The organism is Prochlorococcus sp. G5PB11 (assembly GCF_059772425.1).
Window position 1 is genome coordinate 181,931 of sequence record NZ_CM186287.1, and the last position, 26,356, is coordinate 208,286.

The 26,356-nt window shown below is 35.7% G+C and carries 29 protein-coding genes; 10 read left to right on the plus strand and 19 right to left on the minus strand.

Annotated elements, in window-relative coordinates; all coding sequences use genetic code 11:
* The first annotated feature begins 8 nt into the window (after positions 1 to 8).
* The 6 genes from AC6EI0_RS00915 (at position 9) to AC6EI0_RS00940 (ending at position 6,027) form a co-directional block, all read left to right on the plus strand.
* Entirely contained in the window at positions 9 to 1,334 is a 1,326-nt protein-coding gene (locus AC6EI0_RS00915) for a glutamyl-tRNA reductase (RefSeq protein ID WP_498522660.1), read from the plus strand.
* Positions 1,335 to 1,439: 105 nt separating this feature from the next.
* Positions 1,440 to 2,735, plus strand: a complete 1,296-nt coding sequence (locus AC6EI0_RS00920) for a glucose-1-phosphate adenylyltransferase (protein WP_498522661.1) — start codon at positions 1,440 to 1,442, stop codon at positions 2,733 to 2,735.
* 158 nt (positions 2,736 to 2,893) lie between these two features.
* On the plus strand, positions 2,894 to 4,312 hold the full coding sequence (gene gnd / locus AC6EI0_RS00925; RefSeq protein WP_498522662.1) for an NADP-dependent phosphogluconate dehydrogenase: 1,419 nt from the start codon (positions 2,894 to 2,896) through the stop codon (positions 4,310 to 4,312).
* 5 nt (positions 4,313 to 4,317) lie between these two features.
* Positions 4,318 to 5,034, plus strand: a complete 717-nt coding sequence (pgl, locus tag AC6EI0_RS00930) for a 6-phosphogluconolactonase (protein ID WP_498522663.1) — start codon at positions 4,318 to 4,320, stop codon at positions 5,032 to 5,034.
* A gap of 35 nt (positions 5,035 to 5,069) precedes the next feature.
* Complete coding sequence (locus AC6EI0_RS00935; protein WP_498522664.1) at positions 5,070 to 5,645, plus strand: CIA30 family protein; 576 nt, start codon at positions 5,070 to 5,072, stop codon at positions 5,643 to 5,645.
* Positions 5,632 to 6,027: a DUF8659 family protein gene (locus AC6EI0_RS00940; RefSeq protein ID WP_498522665.1), complete on the plus strand. Its 396-nt coding sequence runs from the start codon at positions 5,632 to 5,634 to the stop codon at positions 6,025 to 6,027. Before AC6EI0_RS00935 ends, AC6EI0_RS00940 begins: the two co-directional genes overlap by 14 nt.
* A gap of 5 nt (positions 6,028 to 6,032) precedes the next feature.
* Here the strand turns inward: AC6EI0_RS00940 and ilvD are convergent, their stop codons facing one another.
* From ilvD to AC6EI0_RS00955, 3 genes are read right to left on the minus strand one after another with little or no spacing between them, the layout of a single operon-like run.
* Positions 6,033 to 7,703, minus strand: coding sequence for a dihydroxy-acid dehydratase (gene ilvD / locus AC6EI0_RS00945; protein ID WP_498522666.1), 1,671 nt, complete (start codon positions 7,701 to 7,703; stop codon positions 6,033 to 6,035).
* Between the two features lie 33 nt (positions 7,704 to 7,736).
* Positions 7,737 to 8,036, minus strand: a complete 300-nt coding sequence (locus AC6EI0_RS00950; RefSeq protein ID WP_413682570.1) for a hypothetical protein — start codon at positions 8,034 to 8,036, stop codon at positions 7,737 to 7,739.
* A 24-nt stretch (positions 8,037 to 8,060) separates the two neighbouring features.
* A complete protein-coding gene (locus tag AC6EI0_RS00955) occupies positions 8,061 to 8,678 on the minus strand; it encodes a uracil phosphoribosyltransferase (RefSeq protein WP_498522667.1) in 618 nt (205 codons plus the stop codon).
* 71 nt (positions 8,679 to 8,749) lie between these two features.
* Here AC6EI0_RS00955 and AC6EI0_RS00960 point away from each other — a divergent pair, with 71 nt between their 5' ends.
* The 4 genes from AC6EI0_RS00960 (at position 8,750) to purQ (ending at position 11,690) form a co-directional block, all read left to right on the plus strand.
* The gene (locus AC6EI0_RS00960; RefSeq protein WP_498522668.1) at positions 8,750 to 9,262 is read left to right on the plus strand and encodes a pentapeptide repeat-containing protein; all 513 of its coding nucleotides are present in this window, start codon (positions 8,750 to 8,752) and stop codon (positions 9,260 to 9,262) included.
* An 18-nt stretch (positions 9,263 to 9,280) separates the two neighbouring features.
* Positions 9,281 to 10,354, plus strand: a complete 1,074-nt coding sequence (gene cobW / locus AC6EI0_RS00965; RefSeq protein ID WP_498522669.1) for a cobalamin biosynthesis protein CobW — start codon at positions 9,281 to 9,283, stop codon at positions 10,352 to 10,354.
* A gap of 404 nt (positions 10,355 to 10,758) precedes the next feature.
* Entirely contained in the window at positions 10,759 to 11,031 is a 273-nt protein-coding gene (gene purS / locus AC6EI0_RS00970) for a phosphoribosylformylglycinamidine synthase subunit PurS (protein WP_498522670.1), read from the plus strand.
* A 5-nt stretch (positions 11,032 to 11,036) separates the two neighbouring features.
* Positions 11,037 to 11,690 (plus strand): phosphoribosylformylglycinamidine synthase subunit PurQ, encoded by a 654-nt coding sequence (gene purQ / locus AC6EI0_RS00975; RefSeq protein ID WP_498522671.1) that lies wholly within the window; start codon positions 11,037 to 11,039, stop codon positions 11,688 to 11,690.
* 69 nt (positions 11,691 to 11,759) lie between these two features.
* Here purQ and AC6EI0_RS00980 read toward each other — a convergent pair whose 3' ends face one another.
* The 16 genes from AC6EI0_RS00980 to AC6EI0_RS01055 form a co-directional block, all read right to left on the minus strand.
* On the minus strand, positions 11,760 to 12,827 hold the full coding sequence (locus tag AC6EI0_RS00980; RefSeq protein ID WP_498522672.1) for a class I fructose-bisphosphate aldolase: 1,068 nt from the start codon (positions 12,825 to 12,827) through the stop codon (positions 11,760 to 11,762).
* A 100-nt stretch (positions 12,828 to 12,927) separates the two neighbouring features.
* Entirely contained in the window at positions 12,928 to 14,028 is a 1,101-nt protein-coding gene (locus AC6EI0_RS00985; protein ID WP_498522673.1) for a Gfo/Idh/MocA family protein, read from the minus strand.
* A 21-nt stretch (positions 14,029 to 14,049) separates the two neighbouring features.
* Positions 14,050 to 14,328 (minus strand): hypothetical protein, encoded by a 279-nt coding sequence (locus tag AC6EI0_RS00990; RefSeq protein ID WP_498522674.1) that lies wholly within the window; start codon positions 14,326 to 14,328, stop codon positions 14,050 to 14,052.
* Between the two features lie 118 nt (positions 14,329 to 14,446).
* Positions 14,447 to 15,331 carry an acetyl-CoA carboxylase, carboxyltransferase subunit beta gene (accD, locus tag AC6EI0_RS00995; RefSeq protein WP_498522675.1) on the minus strand — a complete coding sequence of 295 codons (885 nt, stop codon included), beginning with the start codon at positions 15,329 to 15,331 and terminating at the stop codon, positions 14,447 to 14,449.
* 60 nt (positions 15,332 to 15,391) lie between these two features.
* Positions 15,392 to 15,829 (minus strand): prepilin peptidase, encoded by a 438-nt coding sequence (locus AC6EI0_RS01000; protein ID WP_498522676.1) that lies wholly within the window; start codon positions 15,827 to 15,829, stop codon positions 15,392 to 15,394.
* A 99-nt stretch (positions 15,830 to 15,928) separates the two neighbouring features.
* The gene (locus tag AC6EI0_RS01005) at positions 15,929 to 16,831 is read right to left on the minus strand and encodes a phosphoribulokinase (RefSeq protein WP_498522677.1); all 903 of its coding nucleotides are present in this window, start codon (positions 16,829 to 16,831) and stop codon (positions 15,929 to 15,931) included.
* An 88-nt stretch (positions 16,832 to 16,919) separates the two neighbouring features.
* Positions 16,920 to 17,999, minus strand: coding sequence for a 3-isopropylmalate dehydrogenase (leuB, locus tag AC6EI0_RS01010; protein ID WP_498522678.1), 1,080 nt, complete (start codon positions 17,997 to 17,999; stop codon positions 16,920 to 16,922).
* A 26-nt stretch (positions 18,000 to 18,025) separates the two neighbouring features.
* Positions 18,026 to 19,078 (minus strand): UDP-3-O-(3-hydroxymyristoyl)glucosamine N-acyltransferase, encoded by a 1,053-nt coding sequence (gene lpxD, locus AC6EI0_RS01015; protein WP_498522679.1) that lies wholly within the window; start codon positions 19,076 to 19,078, stop codon positions 18,026 to 18,028.
* 39 nt (positions 19,079 to 19,117) lie between these two features.
* On the minus strand, positions 19,118 to 20,200 hold the full coding sequence (gene proB / locus AC6EI0_RS01020; RefSeq protein WP_498522680.1) for a glutamate 5-kinase: 1,083 nt from the start codon (positions 20,198 to 20,200) through the stop codon (positions 19,118 to 19,120).
* Entirely contained in the window at positions 20,197 to 20,718 is a 522-nt protein-coding gene (locus AC6EI0_RS01025; protein ID WP_498523480.1) for a YqeG family HAD IIIA-type phosphatase, read from the minus strand. The genes proB and AC6EI0_RS01025 overlap by 4 nt, the downstream gene beginning before the upstream one ends.
* Complete coding sequence (locus tag AC6EI0_RS01030; RefSeq protein ID WP_498507107.1) at positions 20,706 to 21,242, minus strand: DUF3727 domain-containing protein; 537 nt, start codon at positions 21,240 to 21,242, stop codon at positions 20,706 to 20,708. Before AC6EI0_RS01030 ends, AC6EI0_RS01025 begins: the two co-directional genes overlap by 13 nt.
* A gap of 64 nt (positions 21,243 to 21,306) precedes the next feature.
* On the minus strand, positions 21,307 to 21,741 hold the full coding sequence (ruvX, locus tag AC6EI0_RS01035) for a Holliday junction resolvase RuvX (RefSeq protein ID WP_498522681.1): 435 nt from the start codon (positions 21,739 to 21,741) through the stop codon (positions 21,307 to 21,309).
* Complete coding sequence (locus AC6EI0_RS01040) at positions 21,738 to 22,775, minus strand: hypothetical protein (RefSeq protein WP_498522682.1); 1,038 nt, start codon at positions 22,773 to 22,775, stop codon at positions 21,738 to 21,740. Before AC6EI0_RS01040 ends, ruvX begins: the two co-directional genes overlap by 4 nt.
* Before the next feature lie 20 nt (positions 22,776 to 22,795).
* The gene (locus AC6EI0_RS01045) at positions 22,796 to 23,962 is read right to left on the minus strand and encodes a hypothetical protein (protein WP_498522683.1); all 1,167 of its coding nucleotides are present in this window, start codon (positions 23,960 to 23,962) and stop codon (positions 22,796 to 22,798) included.
* Positions 23,963 to 24,019: 57 nt separating this feature from the next.
* Positions 24,020 to 24,577 carry a thylakoid membrane photosystem I accumulation factor gene (locus AC6EI0_RS01050; RefSeq protein ID WP_498522684.1) on the minus strand — a complete coding sequence of 186 codons (558 nt, stop codon included), beginning with the start codon at positions 24,575 to 24,577 and terminating at the stop codon, positions 24,020 to 24,022.
* Positions 24,578 to 24,645: 68 nt separating this feature from the next.
* The gene (locus AC6EI0_RS01055; protein ID WP_498522685.1) at positions 24,646 to 26,247 is read right to left on the minus strand and encodes a DUF3685 domain-containing protein; all 1,602 of its coding nucleotides are present in this window, start codon (positions 26,245 to 26,247) and stop codon (positions 24,646 to 24,648) included.
* Positions 26,248 to 26,356 lie beyond the last annotated feature (109 nt).

A 26,356-nucleotide genomic window follows, 5' to 3' on the forward strand; every position in this document is an offset into this window, starting at 1 on the left:
GGCTATTTATGCATATTGCTGTCGTCGGTCTTAGCCATCGCACGGCCCCAGTCGAAGTGCGTGAAAAGCTAAGTATCCCAGAAGAACTAATCGAAAAATCATTTGATAATTTAAAGAAAATTGATCAAATATTAGAAGTTTCTATCTTGAGCACATGTAACAGACTTGAAATTTATAGCTTAGTTAAGGACCCGAAATTGGGAATAGAAGCAATTAAATCTTTTCTCCTGGAATTTTCGGGTCTTGAAGATGAAATTCTTTCACCACATTTATTTAACTTTGTCCAAGAGAAGGCTGTTTCTCATGTGATGAGGGTCTCTGCCGGTTTGGATAGTTTGGTTTTAGGAGAGGGACAAATTCTTTCTCAGGTAAAGAAAATGGTCCGACTTGGCCAAGACCATCAAAGTTTAGGTCCTATTTTGAATAGATTATTAACACAGGCAGTTAGTACTGGTAAAAGAGTAAGAAGCGAAACAAATCTAGGCACTGGAGCAGTTTCTATAAGTTCTGCGGCTGTAGAACTAGCTCAGTTAAAACTTGGGCAAGCACATGGAAGAGATCAATTAATGAGTTTAGAAACTGAAAAGGTTGCAGTTGTTGGAGCCGGAAGAATGAGCCGTCTGTTGCTTCAGCATCTCCAATCAAAAGGATGTTGTTCCCTTACTCTCCTAAATAGAACAAAAAAAAGGGCTGAGGAGCTATCAGCAGCATTTCCCGATATTCAAATTGATTGTCAATTAATAGATCAACTTGATACTTGTCTCTCTCTAAGTACACTTGTTTTTACAAGTACAGCTGCTAATGAGCCTATTATTGATGCTGAGAAATTGACTAAAATTGATAGAAAACCTTTGCTTAGACTTATTGATATTGGAGTTCCAAGAAATATTTCTTCTGATGCAAAATCAGTTTCTGGGATTGAATCTCATGATGTAGATGACCTTCAAGAAGTTGTTTCAAGAAATCAAGAAGCAAGACAAAAGCTCGCTTTAGAAGCAGAAGGATTGATAGATGAAGAATGTCGTATCTTCCTAGAATGGTGGGATTCTTTAGCTGCTGTACCTACTATTAACTGCCTTAGGTCTGGTTTGGAGTCAATCAGAAAAGAAGAACTTCAGAAGGCATTGAGCCGAATGGGTCCTGATTTCTCCGCTAGAGAACGAAAAGTTGTTGAGGCACTAAGCAAGGGTATTATTAACAAAATACTTCATACTCCCGTAACCAAATTAAGAGCACCTCAATCAAGGAGTGAACGTAGGGATTCTCTTGACGTGATTGAAAAACTTTTTAATCTTGATGTTTCTAGTTCTTTAAACAAGCCCAAAAACAACTGATATTGTTATTTACTTTTGAAATTTTTACTACATATCACTTTTTACTAGATTAATGAGCACTCTATCCAGTAGGTTTGCTCCGAATAGCCGATTAATAGTGCCTTCATGAAGAGAGTACTTGCCATCATTCTTGGCGGTGGGAAAGGATCACGCCTATATCCATTAACAAAAATGAGAGCAAAACCCGCCGTCCCACTAGCGGGTAAATATCGACTAATAGATATTCCCATAAGTAATTGCATTAATTCGGACATCAGTAAAATGTATGTTCTTACGCAATTCAATAGTGCATCACTTAACAGGCATATTGCACAGACTTATAATCTGAGCGGACCTTTTGGTCAAGGTTTTGTTGAAGTTTTAGCCGCTCAGCAAACACCCGAAACACCATCTTGGTTTGAGGGTACCGCTGATGCTGTTAGAAAATATCAATGGCTTTTTCAAGAGTGGGATGTTGATGAATATTTGATTCTTTCTGGAGATCAGCTTTATCGAATGGATTACAGCTTATTTGTTGAACAGCATAGAAAAACCGGAGCTGATTTAACTGTTGCAGCTTTGCCAGTTGACTCCGCGCAAGCTGAGGCATTTGGTTTGATGCGTACTGATGAATCTGGAAATATTAAAGAATTTCGTGAAAAACCCACTGGTGATTCATTGAAAGCAATGGCTGTAGATACTTCAAGGTTTGGATTGGAACAAACGGAGGCAAAGGAAAAACCTTATTTGGCCTCTATGGGAATATATGTTTTTAGTCGTGCTACTCTGTTTGACTTGTTAAATAAATTTCCTTCTTATACAGATTTTGGAAAAGAAATTATTCCTGAGGCTTTAGGAAGAGGAGACAAACTTAAAAGTTATGTTTTTAATGATTACTGGGAAGATATAGGAACTATTGGTGCATTCTTTGAATCGAATTTAGCTTTAACACAGCAGCCAACCCCGCCATTTAGTTTTTATGATGAGAAGTTCCCTATCTATACAAGGCCAAGATATTTGCCACCTTCAAAAATTGTAGATACCCAAATAACCGATTCAATAGTTTCCGAGGGATCAATACTTAAATCATGTAGCATTCACCACTGTGTCTTGGGAGTAAGGAGTCGAATTGAAAGTGACGTTGTGCTAAATGAAACTCTAGTAATGGGATCTGATTTTTATGAGTCTTATGAAGAGAGAATAGCTCTAAGAAATGGGGGGGGGATACCCCTAGGTGTAGGACAAGGAACAACTGTTAAAAGAGCAATTCTCGATAAAAACGCTCGAATAGGTGACAACGTGACAATAGTCAACAAAGACAACGTTGAAGAAGCTGATCGGGCAGATCAAGGTTTTTATATTCGTAATGGAATTGTTGTTATCGTTAAAAATGCAACAATTCCAGATGGAACAATAATTTGATTTTTATTTAATGTCCTAGAAATTCAATAAGCCTAGTTTTTAATATTCTATTATCAAATTTTTTTTAAAGAATCCTTCATCCCTGACATTAAGCTCTTTAATGCAGCGAAATGATTCCACAGTCGTCACACTAACTCAAGTAGAAATTTATTAACTTAATGACCAAGGCACATTTTGGATTAGTCGGTCTTGGAGTAATGGGTGAGAACCTTGTCCTGAATGCAGAGCGAAATGGTTTTTCTAGTGTGGTCTATAACCGTACTTATCAAAAAACTGAAGATTTTCTTCGAGGTAGAGGTTTAAATAAATCAATTCAAGGAGCGAAGGATCTTCAAGAATTTGTATCAAAACTGGAACGTCCCAGGAGGGTATTAATGATGGTCAAAGCGGGTGGAGCTACTGATGCTGTCATTGATCAAATTTCGCCTTTCCTCGAGGAAGGTGATTTACTCATTGATGGTGGAAATGCCCAATTTATGGATACCGAAAGAAGAGTAAAAGAACTTGAGAGCAAGAGTTTTGGATATATCGGGATGGGTGTTTCAGGTGGAGCAAAAGGAGCATTGGAAGGACCTAGTATGATGCCTGGTGGGACAAAGACGTCTTACGACGCAATAGAGGGTTTGTTGAACAAAATGGCGGCTCAGGTTGACGATGGGGCTTGCGTGACTTATATCGGCCCAGGGGGCTCAGGACATTTTGTCAAGACAGTTCACAATGGAATTGAATATGGTATCGAGCAAATTTTGGCTGAGGCATATGACTTGATGAAGAGAGTATGTGGTATGAACGGTGATGAGATGGCATCTGTTATGGGCTATTGGAATAAAACCGAAGAACTTTCCTCCTATCTTGTTGAAATTACTGAGGCCTGTTTACGAGTTAAGGATCCTGAAGACAGTTCCGATCTTGTTGAAAAGATAATGGATAAGGCGGGTCAAAAAGGTACTGGCTTATGGACAGTCGTTAGCGCACTTGAACTTGGAGCTTCTGTGCCAACTATCTATGCCTCTTTGAATGGAAGGGTTATGAGCTCGATGAAAGATCAACGAAATTATGCGGAAACAATTTTAATTGGGAATAAGCCTTCTTTTGTTGATTTTGGAAAGCCTTCTGATGGCATGCCTTTGTTAATGGATTCAGTTGTATTGGCTACTATAGCGAGCTATGCACAAGGTATGGACATTTTACGACTCGCTTCTGATGAATATGATTACGATCTTGATATGCCCTCTATAGCTCAAATATGGAAAGGTGGTTGCATAATAAGATCTACCCTTTTGAGTCGTATACAGGTTGCATTTAAAAAGGATCCCAAGTTAAGTAATCTTATTCTAGATAGTTGGTTTGCTGATCAGGTGAATAATCGTCTCTCTGGTTTAACACAGGTAGTTTCTGCGGCTGCTAATGCGGGTATTCCAGTGCCTTGTCTTAGTAGTACACTCGATTATTTAAACAGTTTTAGAACTTCTAGGCTCCCTCAGAACTTGGTCCAGGCTATGAGAGACTGCTTTGGCTCCCATACCTATGAGCGTGTAGACAAAGCGGGATCTTTCCATACTGAATGGATTGACTGATATCAATGATTAAATATGAAATCCAAGTTTCAGAAGACAAAAGCGCTCTTGCTCTTGCCTCTTCTGATTTGATTGCACAGGTCATTGACTCAACCTTGAAAAATAAAACTAGGGCTAAAATTGCTCTTTGTGGCGGATCCACCCCAAAAGCTGCTTATTCTTTATTAGGTAAAAAAAATATTGATTGGAAGAAAGTCGATTTGTTTCTCGGAGATGAAAGATGGGTTGACAGTTTATCGCAAGATAGTAATTGCTTTTTATTGAATAATTCATTGTTATTAGAAGGTAATCCTTCTCTAGAGGCATCATTTTTTCGTGTCTCAACTGTTGAATTAGCCACGCCAGAAGATAGCGCTAAACATTATGAAAAGATTTTGAAAAACAATTTTGATGTGTATCCACCAAAATTTGATTTGATTTTATTGGGCTTGGGAGATGATGGTCATACAGCCTCCCTCTTTCCTGGCTCGGATGCATTGTTTGAAAGAGATAGCCTGGTAACTGTTGGCGAAGGTAAAGGTCATAAAAGAATTACCTTTACCAGTAAATTGCTCAGTTCAGCAAATAATGTTGTCTTCCTAATCAGCGGATCTGCCAAACAAACGGCTCTTAAGCGTCTCCTTGATCAGTCAGAATCATGGGAACGTACTCCTGCAAAATTAGTCGCACCACATTCTGAAATTATTATTTTGGCTGATAAAGATGCTTGCCCATCTTTCTAGGTAGATTGTTATTTGAATAGAGAAGTACTTTAAAATTGATTTCTGATTTACCACCGACTGAAATTTCAATAACTCCTCTCATACAGGGTTCAGAATTTTCAGATTGGGAATCTCTGAATGACACAATTATGGGTGGATCAAGTCTTGCAAATTGTCGTTCATCAGATAAAGGCTTGATTCTTGAGGGGAACTTGGTTGAAGAGGGTGGAGGCTTTGTTAGTTGCCGCTCTCCAATTTTTGAAAAACCTTTTGATCTTTCCAAATATTCTGGATTAATTCTTGATGTTTATGGAGAAGGGAGAACGTTGAAACTTGCGATTGCTTGTGAAAAGAAACCTTTATCACTATCAAATTTTTTAAAAGGTGATATCCGCTGGGTTGCATCAATACCTACAAAGAAAAATGGAGCTAGTACAGTTAAAATACCTTTCAAAGATTTGGAACCGGCTCGTCGAGCAAAGCCTGTTCGACTACCTCTTATTTTTGATTCAACATGTATTAATCGATTTCAAATACTTCATTCAAAATTTGGCCAGCCAGGCAAAATGAACTCAGGATTTTTTGCTGGTCCTATCAAAGTCTTAATTAAGTCAATTAGTGCATACTCCTGATTTGAAAGATAGCTGGATATCTGAAGTCGCCAAAGCGGCAGACCTTTGCATGAAGCCATATGTTCATTCTGTCTTTTTAGAAAATCAATTAACTGATGATAATGAGCTTGATGAATTGATTTTTAAAATTCAATGTAGGAATATAGACGGCGAAAGAGAAGAATCTATGGATATTGAACTTGAAGTGTATAAAAGCGGTAATGAGGTAAATATGACTATTGCTTGGAAATCTCTAATTGATAGGCCAATACTTTGGCAAGGTAAGCATGCTATTTGGATGGACAGTTCTTCTGGTGTTCAATGCGAAACGCCTTCATATGGAAAACTTTTTGAGGCCCTTGCAAGAAGACTTAGGACGGTTTTTAAGACTTCATTGACTTGAACTAACTATATTTGATCGGTTGTGGCTCCTTGGCTTGATGAACTTACTAATCTCGAATACTTTCCAAGAATGCCTGTCTTATATCTAGGCTTTGGTTTCTCCCAATTCGCTCTCCTTCTAGCTAGTTCTCTCTCTTCGACATTCAATTGAATTAACAATTTATTAGCGTCAACGGTAATACTGTCTCCTTCCTCTACTAATCCAATTGTTCCCCCAACGGCTGCTTCTGGAGCAACGTGGCCAACCACTAATCCATATGATCCGCCACTGAATCGGCCGTCAGTAATAAGTGCAACTTTCTCTCCCAAGCCTTGACCCACAATTGCTGAAGTTGGAGAAAGCATTTCCCTCATTCCTGGTCCTCCTACAGGCCCTTCATATCTAACGACGACTACATCTCCAGCTTTAACTTTATTGTCTAGGATTGCACTTAAGCATTCTTCTTCACTCTCAAAAACCCTTGCGGGGCCAGTTAAGACAGGAGTCTTTACACCACTTATTTTCGCGACACTTCCTTCACTAGCTAAATTTCCTTTAAGAATAGCTAAATGTCCTTTTTTATAAATAGGGTTTGATACTGGTCTAATAACATCTTGATTCTCTTTGGGCTTTGAGGGGATATCAGAAAGAATTTCTTCAATTGTTTTACCTTCAATAGTTTTGCATTCTCCATGGAGCATTCCTGCCTCGAGAAGTAATTTCATTACTTGAGGTATCCCCCCAGCTTGATGTAAATCTACAGTTACGTATTTACCGCTTGGCTTGAGGTCGCAAATTACAGGAACAGTTTGTCTTATACGTTCAAAGTCATCGATTGTTAAATTAACTCCTGCAGTCTTCGCTATAGCAAGTAAGTGAAGGACAGAATTTGTTGAGCCACCAACAGCCATGATGACACTGATTGCATTCTCAAAGGCTTTTTTTGTGAGTAAATCTAACGGTCTTATGTTGTCCTTAACTGCATTGACAAGTACCTGAGCACTTTTAGCAGCGCTTTCTGCTTTTTCATCATCTACAGCTGCCATAGTAGAGCTGAATGGCAAACTAAAACCCATCGTTTCAATTGCCGCAGACATGGTGTTTGCAGTAAACATGCCACCACAACTACCTGGGCCTGGAATGGCATTCTTTTCAACTGCTATTAATCGTTCTTCATCTATTTTTCCACTTGTTAATTGACCGACAGCTTCAAAAGAACTAACTACGGTTAGGTCGCAACCGTCTAATTTCCCAGGCTTAATTGTTCCTCCATATACAAAAATTGAAGGTATATTCATTCTTGCCATTGACAACATTGCACCGGGCATATTTTTGTCGCATCCACCAATTGCTAATACACCATCCATGCTTTGAGCATTGCAAGCTGTCTCAATTGCATCTGCAATAACTTCTCTTGAAACCAATGAATATTTCATTCCTTCTGTTCCCATAGAGATGCCGTCACTAACAGTTATGGTCCCGAATGTTTGAGGCATTGCACCAGCCTCTTTTAAAGCAGCTTCTGCTCTGTTTGCCAGGTCCATTAATCCCATATTGCATGGGGTTATTGTGCTGTGACCATTAGCTATTCCAATGATTGGCTTGTTAAAGTCATTATCATCAAACCCAACCGCTCTGAGCATTGCTCTGTTCGGTGACCGTTGAATACCCTGTGTTATCGCATTTGATCGAAGCATTTGATTTATATATTAATTGTTTAAAAATTAGAATTAATTAGAAGATCCCAGATCTTCTAATTGTTTACGCACGTCTGCTATGGCCGAATTAAGCTGTTCAACACGTTGCTCAAGGTGCTCATTACTTTGATTGCCTAGAGTATTTGATTCTAATTCAGTTGCCTCAGAGCCATCTTGAATTCTTGGTGCATAAAGCATTGCTTTTTGCTTTCTAGTTTCTTGCCTTTTTTCGGCTTCAGAAAGTAACCACCAAGCTAGGCCTGCAGCTCCTAGTACGGCACCACTAATTAATGATGCCAAACTTCCTGAATTTGAATCTCGGTATTGGCTCATAACTTTGAATAACTTCTTTAAATGCTAGTCCGATGAGGTGACTCTGGTTTTGATACGTAATGATGGATCACCAATTCCAGGCGATAGTTCACTTTCCGATATTAATTCAGGATCTATACAAGCACAATAAATATTTAAATCTTGAATATTTTCGCCGATTTCTTTAAGACCTTGATTAGCGGCTAATACTGTAATCACTCTTATCCTTCTTGAATCAATTTTATTTTTTTTAAGATGATTTAAATCTTCTAATAGTTGTTTACCGTTTGTTATTTGATCTATATAAAATATAATTCCTGCATTTTCTTCAATTTCTTTAGGTAACCCGCCAATACATAAATTTGAATTCGGAATTAAATTCCTAGCACCTCTAAAGAGCTCAAGCCCCGCAGGCAAATATGGAATTGCTAAAATAGGAATATTTGGATCAATAATCAAGCATTCGGTGGTTCCTGTTGAAGTAGTTATCTGTTCTTTTTTGCTTGGGATCCAATCTCTCATAGCTTCATAGGTGAGCCAGGAGCCAAGTTGTTCTAGGCCTGTTGCATAAAGAATTTCTGGGGTAGTAGGGTTCCTTAAAATAGTTAACCAATGTGATATGAGTGGGTGAGGAGGAACTATTACTCTTAAGCTCATTGACATGATTCATTCTTGGCCTTATTTGCCATAACGTGAATAATTAAATTACCTGTTAAAAGTCCTTTTAAGCTCCAATGAACAAAAAAACTTCTTTCATCTCTGATTTTAAAGCAATTGTTTTTGCTGTATTACTTATCTTTGTTTTTATATTCCCTGCTGAAAGTCTGTTCGCTAGAACGCCTGCTGAGATTCGCAATCAAGAAGAACTCAATATTTCTCAAGATATGTCTAGCCAGGACTTAAGTGGAAATGATTTCGTAAAACTAGATCTGAAAGGAATAAACTTTAGTGAATCCAACCTTACTGGAGCAGTTTTTAATAATAGTAAATTAAATGGAGCAGATTTGCATGGTGCGCAGCTTAGTGACGCATTGGCGTATGCAACTGATTTTGAGGGTGCTGACTTAAGGGATGTCGACTTCAATGGTGCATTATTGATGGAAAGCACATTCACAGATGCACTTATAGACGGAGCTGATTTTACTGATGCAGTAATCAGTCGAATACAGCAAAAAGAATTATGTTCTATGGCTTCCGGAGCAAATTCAAAGACTGGCGAGGATACCAGCTATAGTCTTGGTTGTTGATATTTTCTAAAAATAAAAATGAGTGGTAGTCGTCTACCAGTTACGGTTGTTACAGGATTCTTAGGCTCTGGCAAAACAACACTCTTGAGACATCTTTTAAGTGAAGGCAATCAACGTCTAGCAGTAGTTGTTAATGAATTCGGGACAGTAGGCTTAGATGGAGACCTTCTTAAAAACTGTGGTTTTTGCCCTGATGATGAAGTAGATGAAAGAATAGTTGAATTGAATAATGGCTGTTTATGTTGCACTGTTCAAGAGGATTTCCTTCCTGCTATGGAAGCTTTGCTCCTTAGATCAAATCAACTTGATGGAATCATTATTGAAACCAGTGGTCTTGCATTGCCAAAGCCTTTATTGCAGGCTCTAAATTGGCCTGCAATAAGAAGTAAGGTTTTTATTAATGGAGTCGTAACTTTGGTAGATGGATATGCACTCTCAAATGGTAGTCCTGTAGGTGATATAAAAAGTATTAATGAACAAATTTTGAATGATAATAGTTTTGACCACTTAACTCCAATAAATGAGCTTTTTAGGGACCAATTGATTTCTGCTGATCTCGTTCTGATTAGTAGGTCTGATTTGCTCTCTGCAAAAGATTTTTCTTCGGTTAGGAATGAGGTTAAAAAGCAGGGAAATCATTTTACTAATATCCTGCCAATATCTAATGGGGAAATTGAACCTTCATTGATTCTCGGCCTTAGCAGTGATCAATATGATATTTTCCGTCTTAATCAAAATGACCATGACCATGACCATGACCATGACCATGACCATGACCATGACCATGACCATGACCATGACCATGTTGATGTAATCAGTGAGCATTTAAGATTTGAATTCCCAATTGACCATGATGTATTGAGAAAACTACTTGTAAAACTTGTTCCGGAATATCAAATCCTTCGATTAAAAGGAAGATGCTGGATAGAGGGTAAAGCCTTGCCTCTTCAGATCCAAATGGTTGGATCTAGATTTGATTCATGGTTTGAAAGCTCGAATGATGATTCTTGGAGACCTTCTAGATCTGGGCTCGATTTGGTCTGTCTGAGTCTTAAAGGCGGAGTTAAAAAAGCTATTGAGCGCTCCTTTTAATCAATCGGTTCAAATTATTATATTTATATTAAAAATAGGTTGTTTTTTTGTGTATTTCCGCGATTCTTTGAGAGTTAAGAGATAATTCTCTTATACCTAATTTTAAGAGTTTCTAATCCGACTTTTTGTTGTGAGTAATGCAGTTTCCACTACCCAGAATAATCATGTTCATAGTCTTCCCAATACTTTGAAGATAAGTACTTGCAATAAATGTGGTGGTAATGGTTATATGAAATCTAGCCCAAATTGTTATCACACTTGTCTGACATGCTTAGGCAAAGGACTAATAAGTGAACAAAAAGAAAATATCAATTAGAAATTTTTCAGATATTATCTACAATAAATTTCTAGCCTTTTCCTTTGGGTTAACCAAGAAGAAGGAAAATTTCCATTAATTTTTAAAAGTGTCTCTATTTAAAGCAAGAGTTTTTGTTCATTTAAGACCTTCAGTTTTAGATCCTGCGGGAGAGGCTACTAGGTCAGCTACTAAGAGATTAGGAATTGATGGTGTTACGCAGCTAAGAATTGGTAAATCTATTGAACTTGAAATCGAAGCTGCAAATAAGGAAGATGCACGATCGAAGATTGAATTAATGAGTGATCGATTGCTTGCAAATCCCGTAATTGAGGATTGGACGTTGGAGTTTAAGGATGAACAGAAAGTAGCTACTAATTAAAAAAAATGAATATCGGAATAATTGTTTTTCCTGGCTCTAACTGCGACAGGGATGTCAGATGGGCTACTGAAGGTTGTCTTGGGATCTCTACAAGTTTTCTATGGCATGAAACTACTGATTTGAACGGTTATGACGCAATTGTCATTCCAGGGGGGTTTAGTTACGGAGATTATTTACGTTGTGGAGCAATAGCAAGATTTGCACCTGTATTAAATTCTTTAATACCTTTTGTTGACAAAGGAGGAAAAGTTCTTGGTATTTGTAATGGTTTTCAAATTCTTACTGAACTTGGTCTCCTACAAGGAGCTTTGACAAGAAATAAAAATCTTCATTTTATTTGTGATAGAGCAAATCTATCTATTGAAAGTACAAAATCAACTTGGATGAGAAATTATAAAAAACATGATTCTATTTCACTACCCATAGCTCATGGAGAAGGGAGATATCAATGTAGCTCAGACGTTTTGAAAAAATTGCAGGATGATGATTCAGTGGCTCTTAGATACGCGAAAAATCCAAATGGATCAATCTATGATATTGCTGGAATTACAAATAAAAAGGGAAATGTTTTGGGGATGATGCCACACCCTGAAAGAGCTTGTGATGAGGCTTTAGGGAATATTGATGGTAAATTAATTCTTGCTACGCTTCTTTCTTGAACTTATAAATCAAGGCATTAAAAAAGCTGCTATCAAACGAGTGATAGCAGCTTTTTATTAGCCTTTTGCTTAGTACTTGTATCCCGCTACAAATAGTTGTTCGTCAGAAGAAGGCTGAGAACCAGCAACATATAATCCTTTTGATGCCTCAGAGTTTGCTTGAGCTCTTGCTATAAGTGCTTTTTGTCCATCAGCAGTATTTGAACCTTTCCATGCTTTTAGACATGAATGTTGTAATGCACGACCATATGAGAATGAAACATTCCACTTAGCTTTTCTCTCGATTTTATTCATCAGATTTAAATAAACTGATGCAGCTTCCTCGCTCAAGCCACCTGAAAGGAAAGTAATCCCAGGGACACTCGCTGGTACACAGCGTTCCATTGTGCGGATTGTCATTTCAGCAACTTGTTGTGGATCAGCTTTTGTTGAGCTGTCAGCACCCTGCACTGTCATGGATGGCTTTAGAAGAGTTCCTTCAAGAAGTACACCGTTAACCTGGCAAGCCAAATAAACCTCTTTAATTACTTCTTCTTGAACTGCTGCTGTCTTTTCGATTGAATGTGAACCATCCATAAGGATTTCTGGTTCAATAATTGGGACCAATCCAGATTCTTGTACTGATCTAGCGTATCTTGCTAACCCCCAAGCATTTTCTCTTATAGAAAGTTTAGAAGGACAACCATCATCTGTAATTTGAAGCACAGCTCTCCACTTAGCAAATCTTGCACCTTGTTCGTAATAATCAGCAGCTCTTTCAACAAGGCCGTCTAAACCTGAACAAAAAGTTTCTACATCGTGTCCACCAGCTAATGGTCTTAGACCTTTATCAACCTTGATTCCTGGGATTATTCCAAGCTTCTCAAGTTTTTTAACCATTGGCTCACCATCTGGATGGTTCTGGAAAAGAGTCTCTTCAAAAAGAATTGCTCCACTTATGAAGTTTCCAAGACCTTCTGTGGTGAAAAGCATACCTCTATATGCTTTTCTATTGTCCTCAGTGTTCTCAACACCTATTGAAGCAAGTCTTTTCCCTACTGTTTTGGTTGATTCGTCAACAGCAAGAATCCCTTTGCCTGGCTGGGCTATGGCACTTGCTGTTTTCTTTAGTTCTTCTGCGTAGTACGAGAGTGCCATTTATGCAACAAAAATTTCCTTAAGATTATTCCATATCAACGGCCCTTTTTGTGGCTTATTACACCTAAAAAATTGTTTTTTGTTTTTTTGGTGAATTTCTTTAATTGATTTCAAGCTTCATACCTATTGAGTTTGATTCTTGGACCTTGTCGCAAACTTTTTGGCTGGCTAATCCCTCAGCTAAGCCTGGGATAACAGGTGTACCGTCTTTTATGCTTTGAGCCCACCAGCTTTGTATTCTTGCTACTGGAGCAATTCGTCCATCAGTCCAAGTTTTTGAAAAGGAAAGATCTGAATCTGGTTGAATATTTTTAAGAACTTCTCCTTTGTTTGAGTACCACAAACCAAATCCATGGACATAATCTTTTTGGTTGTCGCTGCTAAGCACAAGAGTTCCATTACTCCCATATATTTCCAGACTAAAACCCCTGCTTTGTTTTGTAACTGCAGAGAGATTTATCTGGACTGGAATCAAATTATTATTAATACTTTTTATTTGTAGTTGAGATATACTTACATCTTCACTTGTCACTTTCCTAGTGGTTTTTGATTTTGTACAAACTCTCTCTTTGATTGAAGTTGAATTTATTGCGCTCAAAGAATGAGTTGGACCAATAAGCCAATGAATCATGTCAAAAGCATGGGTACCTAAAGCGCCCAAGACCCCTCCACCAGAATCTTTATCTGAATACCAATTCCATGGCCTCTCGGGGTTGGCTCTACTACTCATTAGCCAATCTAGTTTTACAAAATAAGGTTCATCTAATTTTTTATCGTTAATCATTCGCTTTGCTTGCATGAACAGAGGAACCGCTCGATATTCGTAATCGACAGCTATTTTTAGATTTCTTTGGAGCGCATTTCTTTGAAGCTCTTTTACCTCGTTAGAGTTTAAGCAAGTTGGCTTTTCTAATAAAAGATGTTTTCCAGCTTTAATTGCCTCAAGTGCCAGCTCATATCTGGGGGCTGGTGGCGTAGCTATTATTATTCCATCTATTTCGGAATCATTGACTAGATCTTCCCAGGTCTCATAAGCACGAAGATTGTTCTTATTGCATGCTTCTTTAAGCCTTTCTGGCCGAGGATGCCACAACCCCACTAGCTCTATATTCTTATTAGACAATGATGCAGGAATATGAACACTTTCACCGAAACCTAGTCCTGCAATAGCTATGCGGAGAGGATGATCTGAATTGATCATTCTTTTAAATAATTAATGAGTTTAAGCATTTTCGCATCCATATGAAATCACATCATCAAGTAGTTTATCCCCGTTGGGGTCTTCCCATTTTGCGGTTAATTTCTTTTTACCATTAACTGAAACATCTTTAAATTTATTAGTTAAACAATTGATGTCCATTATATAAATATTCTCTTCTATTTCCTTTGACGAAGAAGGATCTATTTTTAGGTATTTTGTGGTTAATTCTATTATTTCTTTTCCTTTAATATGAATATTGTCTCTATCTAAATATTGTTCTCCTGTAGGCGTTTTACTCACTTCAATCCAATTAATATTGGCTCCGTATACTATATTTGTTTTATTGAATAAAATTATTAACATTATCACTAATGTTTTCAAGAGAAAATCAATTTTATTTTTTATTTTTTGATGTGTTTTAACCATTAGTTTGTAATTTTGCTTTTTTTGTCTTATGTAGTCGAAGTATCTTTGCCAAAGTTTCTTTAAGTTCTGTTCTAGGTACGATGGTATCTACGAAGCCATGATCTTGAAGATATTCTGCGGTTTGGAAATTATCAGGCAGTTTTTCTCTCAATGTTTGTTCAATTACTCTTCTCCCTGCAAATCCAATCAGTGCTTTTGGCTCAGCAAGGATTAAATCTCCAAGCATGGCAAAACTAGCGGTAACTCCCCCAGTGGTGGGATGGGTAAGTAAAGGCATATAAAGCAATTGAGCATCTCTATGTCTTTCTAGTGCTCCTGAAATCTTTGCCATTTGCATCAGGCTTAGCATCCCTTCTTGCATTCGAGCACCACCAGATGCACAAACAATTAGTAATGGTAATTTTTCTTTGGTTGAATGTTCTATGAGCCGTGTAATTTTCTCTCCCACAACAGATCCCATTGAACCACCCATGAACCTGAAATCCATTACGGCTAATGCCATGGGAATAGAATCTACCTCGCATGTACCTGTCAGTACACCATCTTTGAGTCCAGTACTTGCTTGACTTTCTCTCAGCCTGTCTGCGTAAGCTCTTCGATCTTTAAACCCGAGAGGATCAACGGGAGTTATATGATTATTGATTGATTTAAATGTGCATGGATCAGTGATTAGTCTTATTCTCTCTTCGCTATCTATCCGATTGTGGTGATTGCAGTTGCTACAGACACTGCAATTATCTATTAAATCTTTTCTATAAACAACTTGTCCACATTCTGGACATTTTTCCCATAGTCCATCACTTTCTTCAGATTCCTGAGTTACTTTGCCAACAAATTGCCCTTTTCTTCTATCAGCAAACCAGTCGAATAATGACACAGCTTTTTAGTGATTGAATTTAATTTAGTACCCTAAGTCCCACTAAAGGTATTAGAAAGTTTAAAACTTATCTATAATCCAAGAGCAAAATATCCCAATTGAGAGGAATGGTGCAAAAGGATACTGTTGTAATGGCTCAAATCTTTTTGTAAGTTTTCCACTCAAGCTATATATAGCTGAGAGTATGAATGAAATGCATAATGATAAAAAACTCAATTCAATACCAAGCCATATTGTACTAAAAGAAGAAAGTTTTATATCACCCATCCCTAATGAATTTACTCCTAAAATCTTATAACTTATACAACTGATAAAATACATAATTAGAAAGATAATAATCATTGATAAAGAATTATTTATTAATAACCACTTAATATCTATCCCTTTATTTGTTATGCCAATGCATAACAAATAAAGAATACCTGAAATAGAGAATAATATTAGTTTATTTTCACTTATTAGTAGTGTATTTTTGTCTTCTATAGAAATAGAAGACAAGAAATATAAAAGTATAAAAGTAAATAATATACTAATCAAGATTATTTATTAGCATTATCTATTATACTTTGTTTGATTAACTTAAATTGATTTGATTTGTTATCCTGCAGCTTTTTTCTCTTCTATCATTTTATGAATAATAGGTGTAAGAATAAGTTCCATCGCAAATCCCATTTTTCCTCCGTTAACAACAATACTTGTGGGACTTGACATGAATGAATCGTGTATCATTCCTAATAAGTATTGGAAGTCAATTCCCCATTTTTCCCTTGAACCTTTTCTGAAATGAATAATTACAAAACTTTCGTCAGGTGTAGGAATGTTTCTGCAAATAAATGGGTTTGACGTATCAATTGTCGGAACTCTTTGGAAGTTAATATCTGTACGACTAAATTGGGGACATATGTGATTAATGTAATCAGGCATTCTTCTCAGAATCGTATCAACGATCGTCTCGGCTGAGTAACCCCTTTCTGCATTATCTCGGTGAATTTTTTGTATCCACTCTAGATTTGTAATTGGTACTACACCAACAAGTAAATCAGCAAATGATGCTACATCATAATCTTTTCCTACAACGCCACCATGGAGACCCTCGTAAAATAATAGGTCTGTTCCTGTTGGAATGTCTTCCCAGGGAGTAAATTGGCCTGGATCTAATTTGGTTCCTAAACGAGTGTTATGCTCATCTGCCTCTTCAGGGCTATGCAAATAATATCTTTTCTGGCCTCCACCAGTTTTGCCATATTGACTAAACAGGTCTTCCAATTTATCGAATAAATTTGCCTCTGGTCCAAAATGTGAAAAGTTTTCACCCCTTGAAAGTGCCTCAGACATTGCCTTCTTCATAGGCATTCTTTCGAAACGGTGATAACTATCTCCTTCAACAACTGCAGGAACAATCTTTTCGCGAGCAAAGATATGCTCAAAAGCTCTTTTAACTGTGCTTGTTCCTGCACCTGATGAACCAGTTACAGCTACTACTGGGTGAAGCTTTGACATCGACGCTTATGTATTGACTTTTTATTTTTACAGGTCGACTGACCATCAAAGGGAATCTATTCAAAGAGTTTTTAAATTTGTGAATTAATTATTTTAATTTTTTTGCTAAAAGTTCCCCCATTTGGGAACAACTAACCTGTTTTGCTGTCTCATTGCTCATCAAGTCGGAAGTTCTATAACCCTCAGTCAGAAGCTCGTTAATTGCATTTTCTAAATAATTCCCTGCTTTTGTTTCATTAAAGGCAATTTTTAACATCATTGCAGCTGATAAAAGCATTGCTATTGGATTAGCTATGTCTTTCCCTGCTATGTCAGGAGCTGAACCATGAACAGGTTCAAAGACACCTGGACCATTAGTGGTTAACGACGCAGAGGGAAGCATGCCAATTGATCCAGTAAGCATGGCTGCAATGTCGCTAAGAATGTCCCCAAATAAATTGCTTGTAAGCATCACATCAAATTGGCTTGGATTTCTAACAAGTTGCATCGCTGCATTATCCACATATTGATGAGTTAGCTCTACTTCTTTGTAATTTTTAGATACCAATATTGTTTCATCTCTCCATAACTGACTTACATCTAGAACATTAGCTTTATCGACTGAACAAACTTTGTAATTTCTTTGTTTGGCCAATTTAAAAGCAATTTCTGCTATTCGATGGACCTCATCTGAGGTATAGGTCATCGTATTAAATGCCCTTTCTCCCTTTTCTGTTTTTATCCTTCCTTTTGGTTCACCAAAGTAAATCCCGCTGGTAAGTTCTCTAACTACTACTAGATCAACTTCTTTAACAAACTCCTCTTTTAAGCTACTTGCTTTTGTTAAGGAGGGAATTATTTTCACTGGTCTTATATTTGCGAAAAGATCTAAAGAAGATCTGAGATTAAGTAAACCTGTCTCAGGTCTTTTCTCCCTTGGCAATTTGTCATACTTTGGGTCTCCTATAGCTGCTAATAAAACAGCATCAGAGTTTTTACATTCTTGAAGGGTTATATCTGGAAAGGGAACACCCTCTGAACTTATAGCCGATCCACCAAAAGGCATTTCTTTGAATTTGAGCCCAAAACCAAATTTCCTGGAGACAAGGTCAAGGATTTTATGAGTGACGTTAGTTATCTCTGGACCAATTCCATCGCCTGGCAATAATGTTATTTTGTAAGACTTCATTTTTTCATGTTAATTAAAGGAAAAACTTACCTGGAGTTTTTTCGATCTAATTTACGAATGGTTTTTGCTATCTCAGGTAGTTTTTTGAAACTAGCAGAGCACCTTAGCCATAGTTTATTTGGAATAGCTGGGAATCCACTAACAACTTTTCCAGTCTCAATATCAGATACGATTCCTGTTTTTGAGCTGGCTATAACTCTATCTCCGATTTTGACTTTATTACCTACTCCTACTTGTCCAGCAAGGATTACTGCGTCTCCAATCTGAGCTCCTCCAGCAATACCTACTTGGGCAGCCATAGCACATCCCTTACCGGTTGATACTCCGTGACCAATTTGAACTAGGTTATCAATTTTTGTATCTTCACCAATTATGGTTTCTCCTACTGAAGGTCTATCAATTGTTGACCCACTACCAACTTCTACTTTGTTTCTTAAAATAACTTTTCCCACTTGAGGCATTTTTTTCCATCCATTTGATGTTGGCACGAATCCAAAACCTTCACCACCAATAACGGCATTAGCATTAATTACACATTCGTTTCCAATTTTAGATCCAGAATGAATAACACTATTTGCGTGAATTAAATTCTTAGCACCAATGCTTACGTTTTTATAGACAACAACGCCTGGATGAATAAAAGTCTCGTCCCCAATTTCTGTATTATCTCCAATGTAAGTATTAGCTCCGATTGAAACATCCACACCGATTTTTACATTCTCTCCGATGACTGCACTTTGATGTATGCCTTCACTTTTTATCTCAGAAGGATAAAGAAAGTCTAATGTTTCAGCAAAAGCAATCTTGGGCTCTTTAAGTATTATCCAATCAACTGAGATCTTCTTTGCTATTTCAACAATATAAGTATCGTTTGCTGGTAGTAATAGAGCAGAGGCTTTTGAAGTCTTGATGAGATTCCTAAGATTTATGGGACTATTGTTGTCTAGAAAACTGATGTCATTTTTCTCGGCTTTTTCTAAAGAAGCTGCATTTAAAATAACTGGATTATTTTGAATCTTAAAGTCAACCACACCGGATTGACCTTGCTTCAGATTTTCGACAATTTCCTTGAATTGCATAATTTAATTGGGGAGTGAAAGTTACTATTTTTATTTGAGTTATTCACTGGTCAGAACCAGAACATCTCTGTGAATAACAAGAGGAGATCCTGTTGCTTTGGATTTAGATTTGATTCCTATTTTTATAGCATCACTGCTCATTGAGCAAATCCCCTTAGCAATTTCTTCTCCTTTGGTGTTGATAACTTTTACAGGTTGATTAGAAATAAAATTCCCATTAACTTTTTTCACTCCAACTAGTAGGAGTGAAGCTCCGTTATTTTTGATGGCTTCACTTGCACCATCATCTAGATGAATTTCTCCTACTGGTTTGATCGCATGTGATAACCAACTTTTTCTATTTCCTATTGGATTGGGATGAGGGTGGAAAACAGTTCCTATGTTTTTTCCATTAAGTAATTCACCTAATGTTTTTGGATCTCTACCATCTGCTAATTGAACTTTTATCCCGCTTTCAGTGGCTATCTTTGCCGCAGTTAGTTTTGTTTTTATTCCTCCGGTTCCCCAAGATGTTTGTACATTTGCTAGCTCTAATTGATTTAATTCAGTTGAATTATTAATATCTTTAATAGGCTTGGCTTTGCTATTTTTTTTTGGATCAGAGGAGTAAAGATGATCGATATCAGTTAACAATATTAGTTGATCGGCAGATATGGCTGTTGCCACTAATGCAGATAAAGTGTCATTATCTCCATATTTCAACTCTTCATCTGAGGTAATATCATTTTCATTTATTATTGGTATAACATCCCATTCAATCAATCTTTTTAGTGTATTCGAGGCAGATTTATAACTATTTCTTGAACCCAATTCTGACCTGGTTAATAGTATTTGTGCAACTTTATATCCAAACCTACTCATGCCCTTTTCATACAAAGCCATTAAATGAAGTTGTCCTATTGCTGCAGAAGCCTGGAGAGAAATAATTTCTTTAGGTCTTAACTTGAAGTTCATTTTTTGACATCCGAGACCTACAGCACCACTTGAGACCAATATAATTTTATCCCCATTTTTTTGTGCTCTTGATATGTATGAACAATAATCATTAATGATGTCAAAAGTTGTATATTTATCGCCTCCTCTTAAAAGGCTTGTCCCAATCTTTATTACCCAAGTTGTCATATCAAATCTCCAGTTATAATTTTAGCTAAAAATCTTTCTATTGATTGAAATTTATTTCTCTCAATTTTTTTTCCATAATAATCTACTGAATCTACTAATATTGTATACATTCCTAATCTGTTGCCTACCAAAATATCTGTAAAAACTCTATCTCCAATAATTGCTATTTCATTTGTTGAATAAGGAATTGTATCTAAAATCTTCTTTAATTTTTTTTTACTTGGTTTTCCTCCTGAATGTGTGAATTCTAAATCTAATTGATCAGCAATTTGTTTGATTCTACTTCTAGAGGGGTTATTGCTGAATAAATACGTATTAAAAAACTTCTTAGAGTTTCTCACCCAATTTTTTATTTCATTTGAAACTACTGGTGTTTTTCCAGAGGTTAATGTTCCATCTACATCAAGTATTAATGCTTTTACATTTTTCGATAACAATTCATTTATCGAAATCTTTGAAATTTTATCGTTTACTTTCCAACGGGGGTTAAGTAATTTTTGTATTTTTATTCTGATAATCCCCTCTCCTCAAGTTCAGCTTCAATTCCAGATTGTATCTTGTCAAACTCTTCGCCTTCAACAAGCTTTATTTCACCCTCTTCTAGTTTCCCAACTATGAAGAAAGGATCAAGCGGTATGTATAGACCATATTCATTGTTCTCCACTCTAAAATTTACAAGAAGTTCATAGGTTTCTGACTCATCATCAATGTCCTCTTCTTCAATTTCTTCTGGTTCTGGCTCATCTAGTTCGCCTGAGACTGTAAGGGTGATAGCTGAGCGAACAAGTCTAAGATCATGTTCTTGAAGGACAACATCAGCTACCTCGAGTATTGGTTCATTCTTTTCAATTGTCTCGATTAGCTTTGGATCTTGATCATCAATTAATTGAAAAAGAGATACAGGAGTGTCTACAGGTGTTAACAGTGCATATTCATTACCTTCTAGAGGAACTACTTGTTCAAGAAAACATAAGAGATCCGAACCTTGAGAATCTTTAACTAAAAGTGTAGGTACTTCGTCGTTTTTATTTGTGGTTGACATAGGTGAGATGTATTAGTCAGTATTTTGTTTTATTTGATAGTGATTTTTACATCATATTCAAAATTTAATTTGAGTCATCTAGTTCAGGTCCCTCAACAAGCCATTGTTGTAAAAGTATAGCGGCAGCAGCACTGTCTATTCTCCCTGTTTTGTCTGATTTCATTGAGAATTTCTCTTTAGCCTCGACGGTTGAGCAATGTTCATTTATAAAAGCCACAGGAAGTTTTAGGAATTTCGCTAATTTAATCCCATATTTTTTACATCGAAAAGATTGATTAGTCTCTTTGCCGTGCATATCAAGAGGATTCCCAATAATGAGACCTTTAACTTTTCGGTTGGAGCATATCTTCGAGAATTCTCTAAGATCTTCTTCAAAGCTTCTTCTGAAAATTGCAGGGAGATGAGTTATTGATATCCCAAGTGAATCACAACCCGCAACACCTATTCTTTTATTTCCAATATCAAGACTTAAAACCGAACAAGGATTTGGCTTAATCATTTGTTTTTCCCAATTTGAATGGTTGAGGGTAGTTCAGGTTGTTGTTGTAAATTTCCAACAAGACTATTTATTAGTTCAGTTTCTAGAGACTTTAATTTGTATCCATTTTGTCTCTTCCATACACTTCTTCCAAGAAGGACTCGCTCTTCTGTTATTTCCCAATTGCTTCTACTTAATATTTCAATTAACTTTTTATCTTCACTTGTTGTTTCTATATAACATTTATTTTTGCCAATTTTTATATTATTAATTCTTTGTGGAATTGATTGATTGAGTCTTTCATCCCATGCCAACCCTCTAATCAATTCTAGTGTGTATTCATGTTTAGGGCATATAGATGGTATTAATCCTGCGATAACATTATTTTCTTTAGACTTAATAACACAAGTTAAATTATTCCTTTTTTCGTAAATATCTTGCCATTGCCTATCAAATATTGAACGAAAGTTGATTGACTCTCTGGCTTGTTCAAGTCTCCATATTTGTTGACTATTCTCTTCTGTTAGTTTTTCCCAGATAAAATTATCTATGGTTTCGTTCTTTTGGTATTTTGTACTTTCTTTTTTCTTCCAATAATTTATTATTCTTAAGGGCTGAAATCCCGATTGTCTTATTACTGATAAATTCTGATTGTCATTTGTATTTATAGAAATTAAAAAACTTTGTGTATTAATATTGCATTCATAGAGAACTTTTCGTAGTAGACTCTGTAATAGATTATAACGACTATATGATATTGATTCTCCGATAAAGTATGGTTCTGAAATAGACCAACATGTACCTCTTCTGTTAATTGGAGTTGCTAAAATATATGCAATTATATTGTTTCTTTCAACTGCGACAATGCATTTTGAGTTTCTAGTTGGTATTAAATTTGTGAGATTTGATTCTAATAAAGAAAACCATTTTTTGCACAATAGTATTTGAAATACACCGAGGTATTTAGAATTATTTTCTGCCTTAAGCATTGATAAATGCTTGAGCTGAAGTGGCTCGATTAATAAATCTGAAGGTAAAGCTTCATCTTTTTGCATTTAACTATTTTATTATATTTTTAATTATCATGTGACTTCGAAATTATTTCTTCTGTTCTGATCATTACTATTGGAGTTTGTTGGTTAGCATTGCCAGCTGGGTTGGATGTTAGTGCTTTTTTGATTATTTTAGTATTTTCAATATTATTTGTTGATAAGATTTTAACCCTTCCTAGATCATTTACATCTACAACAGCCACATCAATGCATAATTCTCTTGAGGCTTCGATACAAAAGGTCTTTGTATCTTTAGGTCCTAAAACTATACTTTTATCATAGGGTGGTGTAGTACCTGTAATGTCATCAATCAATCTTGCTTGTTCACCTGCTAAACGATAAAACATACCTTTAAAGCCAAAAAATTTTAATATTCCTGCTATTAACCACGAAATTATTATCCGACTTGGACTAGAAATATTTATTAGGGTTTGCATTCCGCATGCACTTGCTAAGCTGCTAGTTGGGTGAAATCCTTTGCAAAGTAACCTTGAAAGCAGACTTGTATTTATGTTCCTATAGTCTATATATTTCCCTTGCATAATCGCTAAGGGTGATTCTCCAATTGTAAGAATATCTGTAGCTAGATAATTTTTAGGTATATAGGATTTTAATATGCTAATAGGATCATCTAAAGTACCAAGAATATGAGTTTTAATTGGATCAACTAAATTACTATTAGAGCAAATTTCTTTATGTGAGTCTATATAATTAGGTAAGACGAAACCATCAAATTTTTTAAAAAAACCGAATGGTCCATAATTACCCCATTCAATATCAATCCATAAACATTTGAGATTCTCAATTGCAGAATCCTCAATTTCAAATTCAACTTCAATTCTGATAAATGTTGATTTTTGACTTTTTATTATATATGCAGACCAGTAGTCATTTTTTTGCTCCTCTTCTTCATCAGGGTGAAGAGGTATGATATTTGTATTAATCTTTATTATCTCGTTTTTTGATATACCTATTAACTGAGGATTAACTTCTAAAGAAGGAATCATAACCTCCATTCTTTTATGCAAATTCTTAATCTCAACCCAGGCAATATATTTTTGTGAAGAATCTTGTATAATTCTTTTGAATTCTTTCGGTTTCAGAACTAAGGGCGAATTTTGTCTGAAATAATGATTTATTTCGATCAAAAGAAACGTTATTATTATGAGAAAAAGATAGTTTGATAACATTTTTTAAGAAAGATATTTGATAATTTAAATAAAAATATTTAGTTACCCTATTTCATTTTAGCTGCCTCTAGGGCTGGTGTAACCATCTTTAGAAGGCTCGCTATTATATTCGTTAAAGCTTTTGACTGTTAGATCAAAATCAGGTTTCTTTAGACCTGTCCCTCTGGTTATTGCATTGTTAATGTCTTCGAACGAAACTTGCCCCTCTTCGTCTAGGAGAACATTACCTTTTCCGTCAATAATCACAGTTTGAGGTATCTTTCCATGCCAGTAATAACCAGGATCCTTGAAAGTTTTTTGATCATCATTGTCTAATTCGTCAATTGATAGAGGAATTAAATCAACAGATGAACTCCACAACAATTTAATACCTGAGACTACTGGTGCATATTGTTTACTAACAGCACTATCGTCTAGATAGAAAACTAAAACACTGGTTCTTTCGTTCTTTAATGATTCTGATAATGTGCTTGATGGTGGAACTAATGATCCGTTGCCAGCATAAATTGGATATATATTTCCATCATAACTATCAGTATCCCTCGCAGAATATACTGGATTTACAAATAGAAAAAAAAGTATTAGTAGTGAGAAGAATATTCTTAACAATGTCAATGTAAAGTACTATTTATTTAAATTCTAAAGTCATAAAGCTAATATAGCTATATTTATTAATAAATAAATTATCCTTTAGATAGGTTTCTCCCCATACCTTGAGCTATACCTCTGCCAATTAATCCAATAGATCTTCCAACAACTTTTGTGAGAATTAGAACTATTAAATCACCCAAGTATTGAATTATTGCTTGTACTTGTGGAGCCAATGCATCTCTTAACTCTATTATAAATGCTATTTGTCTTTGGGCCCAGTCTAATTTCTTTAATTCATCATCTCTAGGTTCAAGGATGATAATCTTTTCAATTTTATTATTTTTTACTGTATAATATAATCTTTTGCTTTCGTATAATCTAACTGGCTTTTTGAATAGACTTTGAAGTTGATTATTTGTATTGATATGATTTCTTTTACGTTCAAGTTCCCTTGTTGAAACCAATTCCTTGTTTAGAAAGTATTTACGCAATTCAGGCCATTCAGAACATGAAGATATAATTTCTTCACTAACTATTTCAGCTGTCCTGAATATCCAATTTAGAATCAAAGTTTCTAGTTGAATAATAGATCGAGGGTCCTCTATTGATAAATACTCTCCATCGATGAGGATAGGCTTATTATTTAATATTGGATCTATTATTAAAGCAATTGAAGGTAGTTCATCATCAAGTATTCCAAGCTCTGCATTATTTACTAGAAAGTCCGAAATAAAAACATCATCACCATTCTTATGAAGACGATCATATGAATCTATAAAATTGCGTAATGTATTAGAGCGTAATTCAGGAGTGATAGATTGTAAAATCTCTTCAAGTTCTTCTTTAAGAATATTTTTAGAATCAAGTTTTTTGATAACAATTGAAAATTCTTGTAAAAGAGTTTTCAAAAGATTAGTTCTTTTGCTTTTATTTAACGAATAAAGAGCTGTTAGTTCATCTGTAGAATTAATTAGGTCACCTTGAAGTCTCTCCTTTACCCGCTTGTGTATTGCATTCCATAACTCATTCGTTGAGGGGTTTTTAATTGTTATGTCAGTACTATATTTGTTAATTAGATTTATATTTTTCTTTCTATTAGTTTTAATTGGAGACTCTATCAATACCTCTAGAGGCCCCCATAACCAGATGATTAATCTCTTCGCTGTTAATAGTTCTCTTCTTCTACCTATTAATATTAAAAGATAAAATGTATTTATTGATTTCTTAGCTATCATATGGTTTATGGTGTGTAGATCTTTATTTATTTGTGATATACCACTAGTTAATAACCAATGTCCTAATCCATATGAATTAGAAATTGAGTCAGCATTATAATTCGATTCATTATTGATTTTAAATACTCTGCCTCCTCCAAGTAAAATATTGATTGTATCTCTTAAAAGTTCAATAGTAGGATCTTGAATAATTCCTTCACTACCAAAAGTCATCAGATCTGCAGATGATAATTTAATGCTTTTTGGTATTACAATTAAAATAGGAGCTTGATCCCATTTTTCTTTTAACTTAATGATTTCTAGTTTGATTGAGTTTGAGAGTTCTACTTCTTCAAGGCAAAATAGAATAAGTTTTGGGAATCCAATTATATCTTTTTTGTCTAGCATTATTTCTAAATTATTATCCTGCGATGTTAGTTGCAAAGCTAAAGATTCGCCCAGAAGTGAAGGCGCTATCATTAAAATTTGTTTTGGTCTTCCTTCGATCAATTTAAATCTAAGAACCTATCCTTTTTAAGATAACTTGATTTAAGAATAGTTCCAGTCCTATTCAATAAATCGAAAGGAC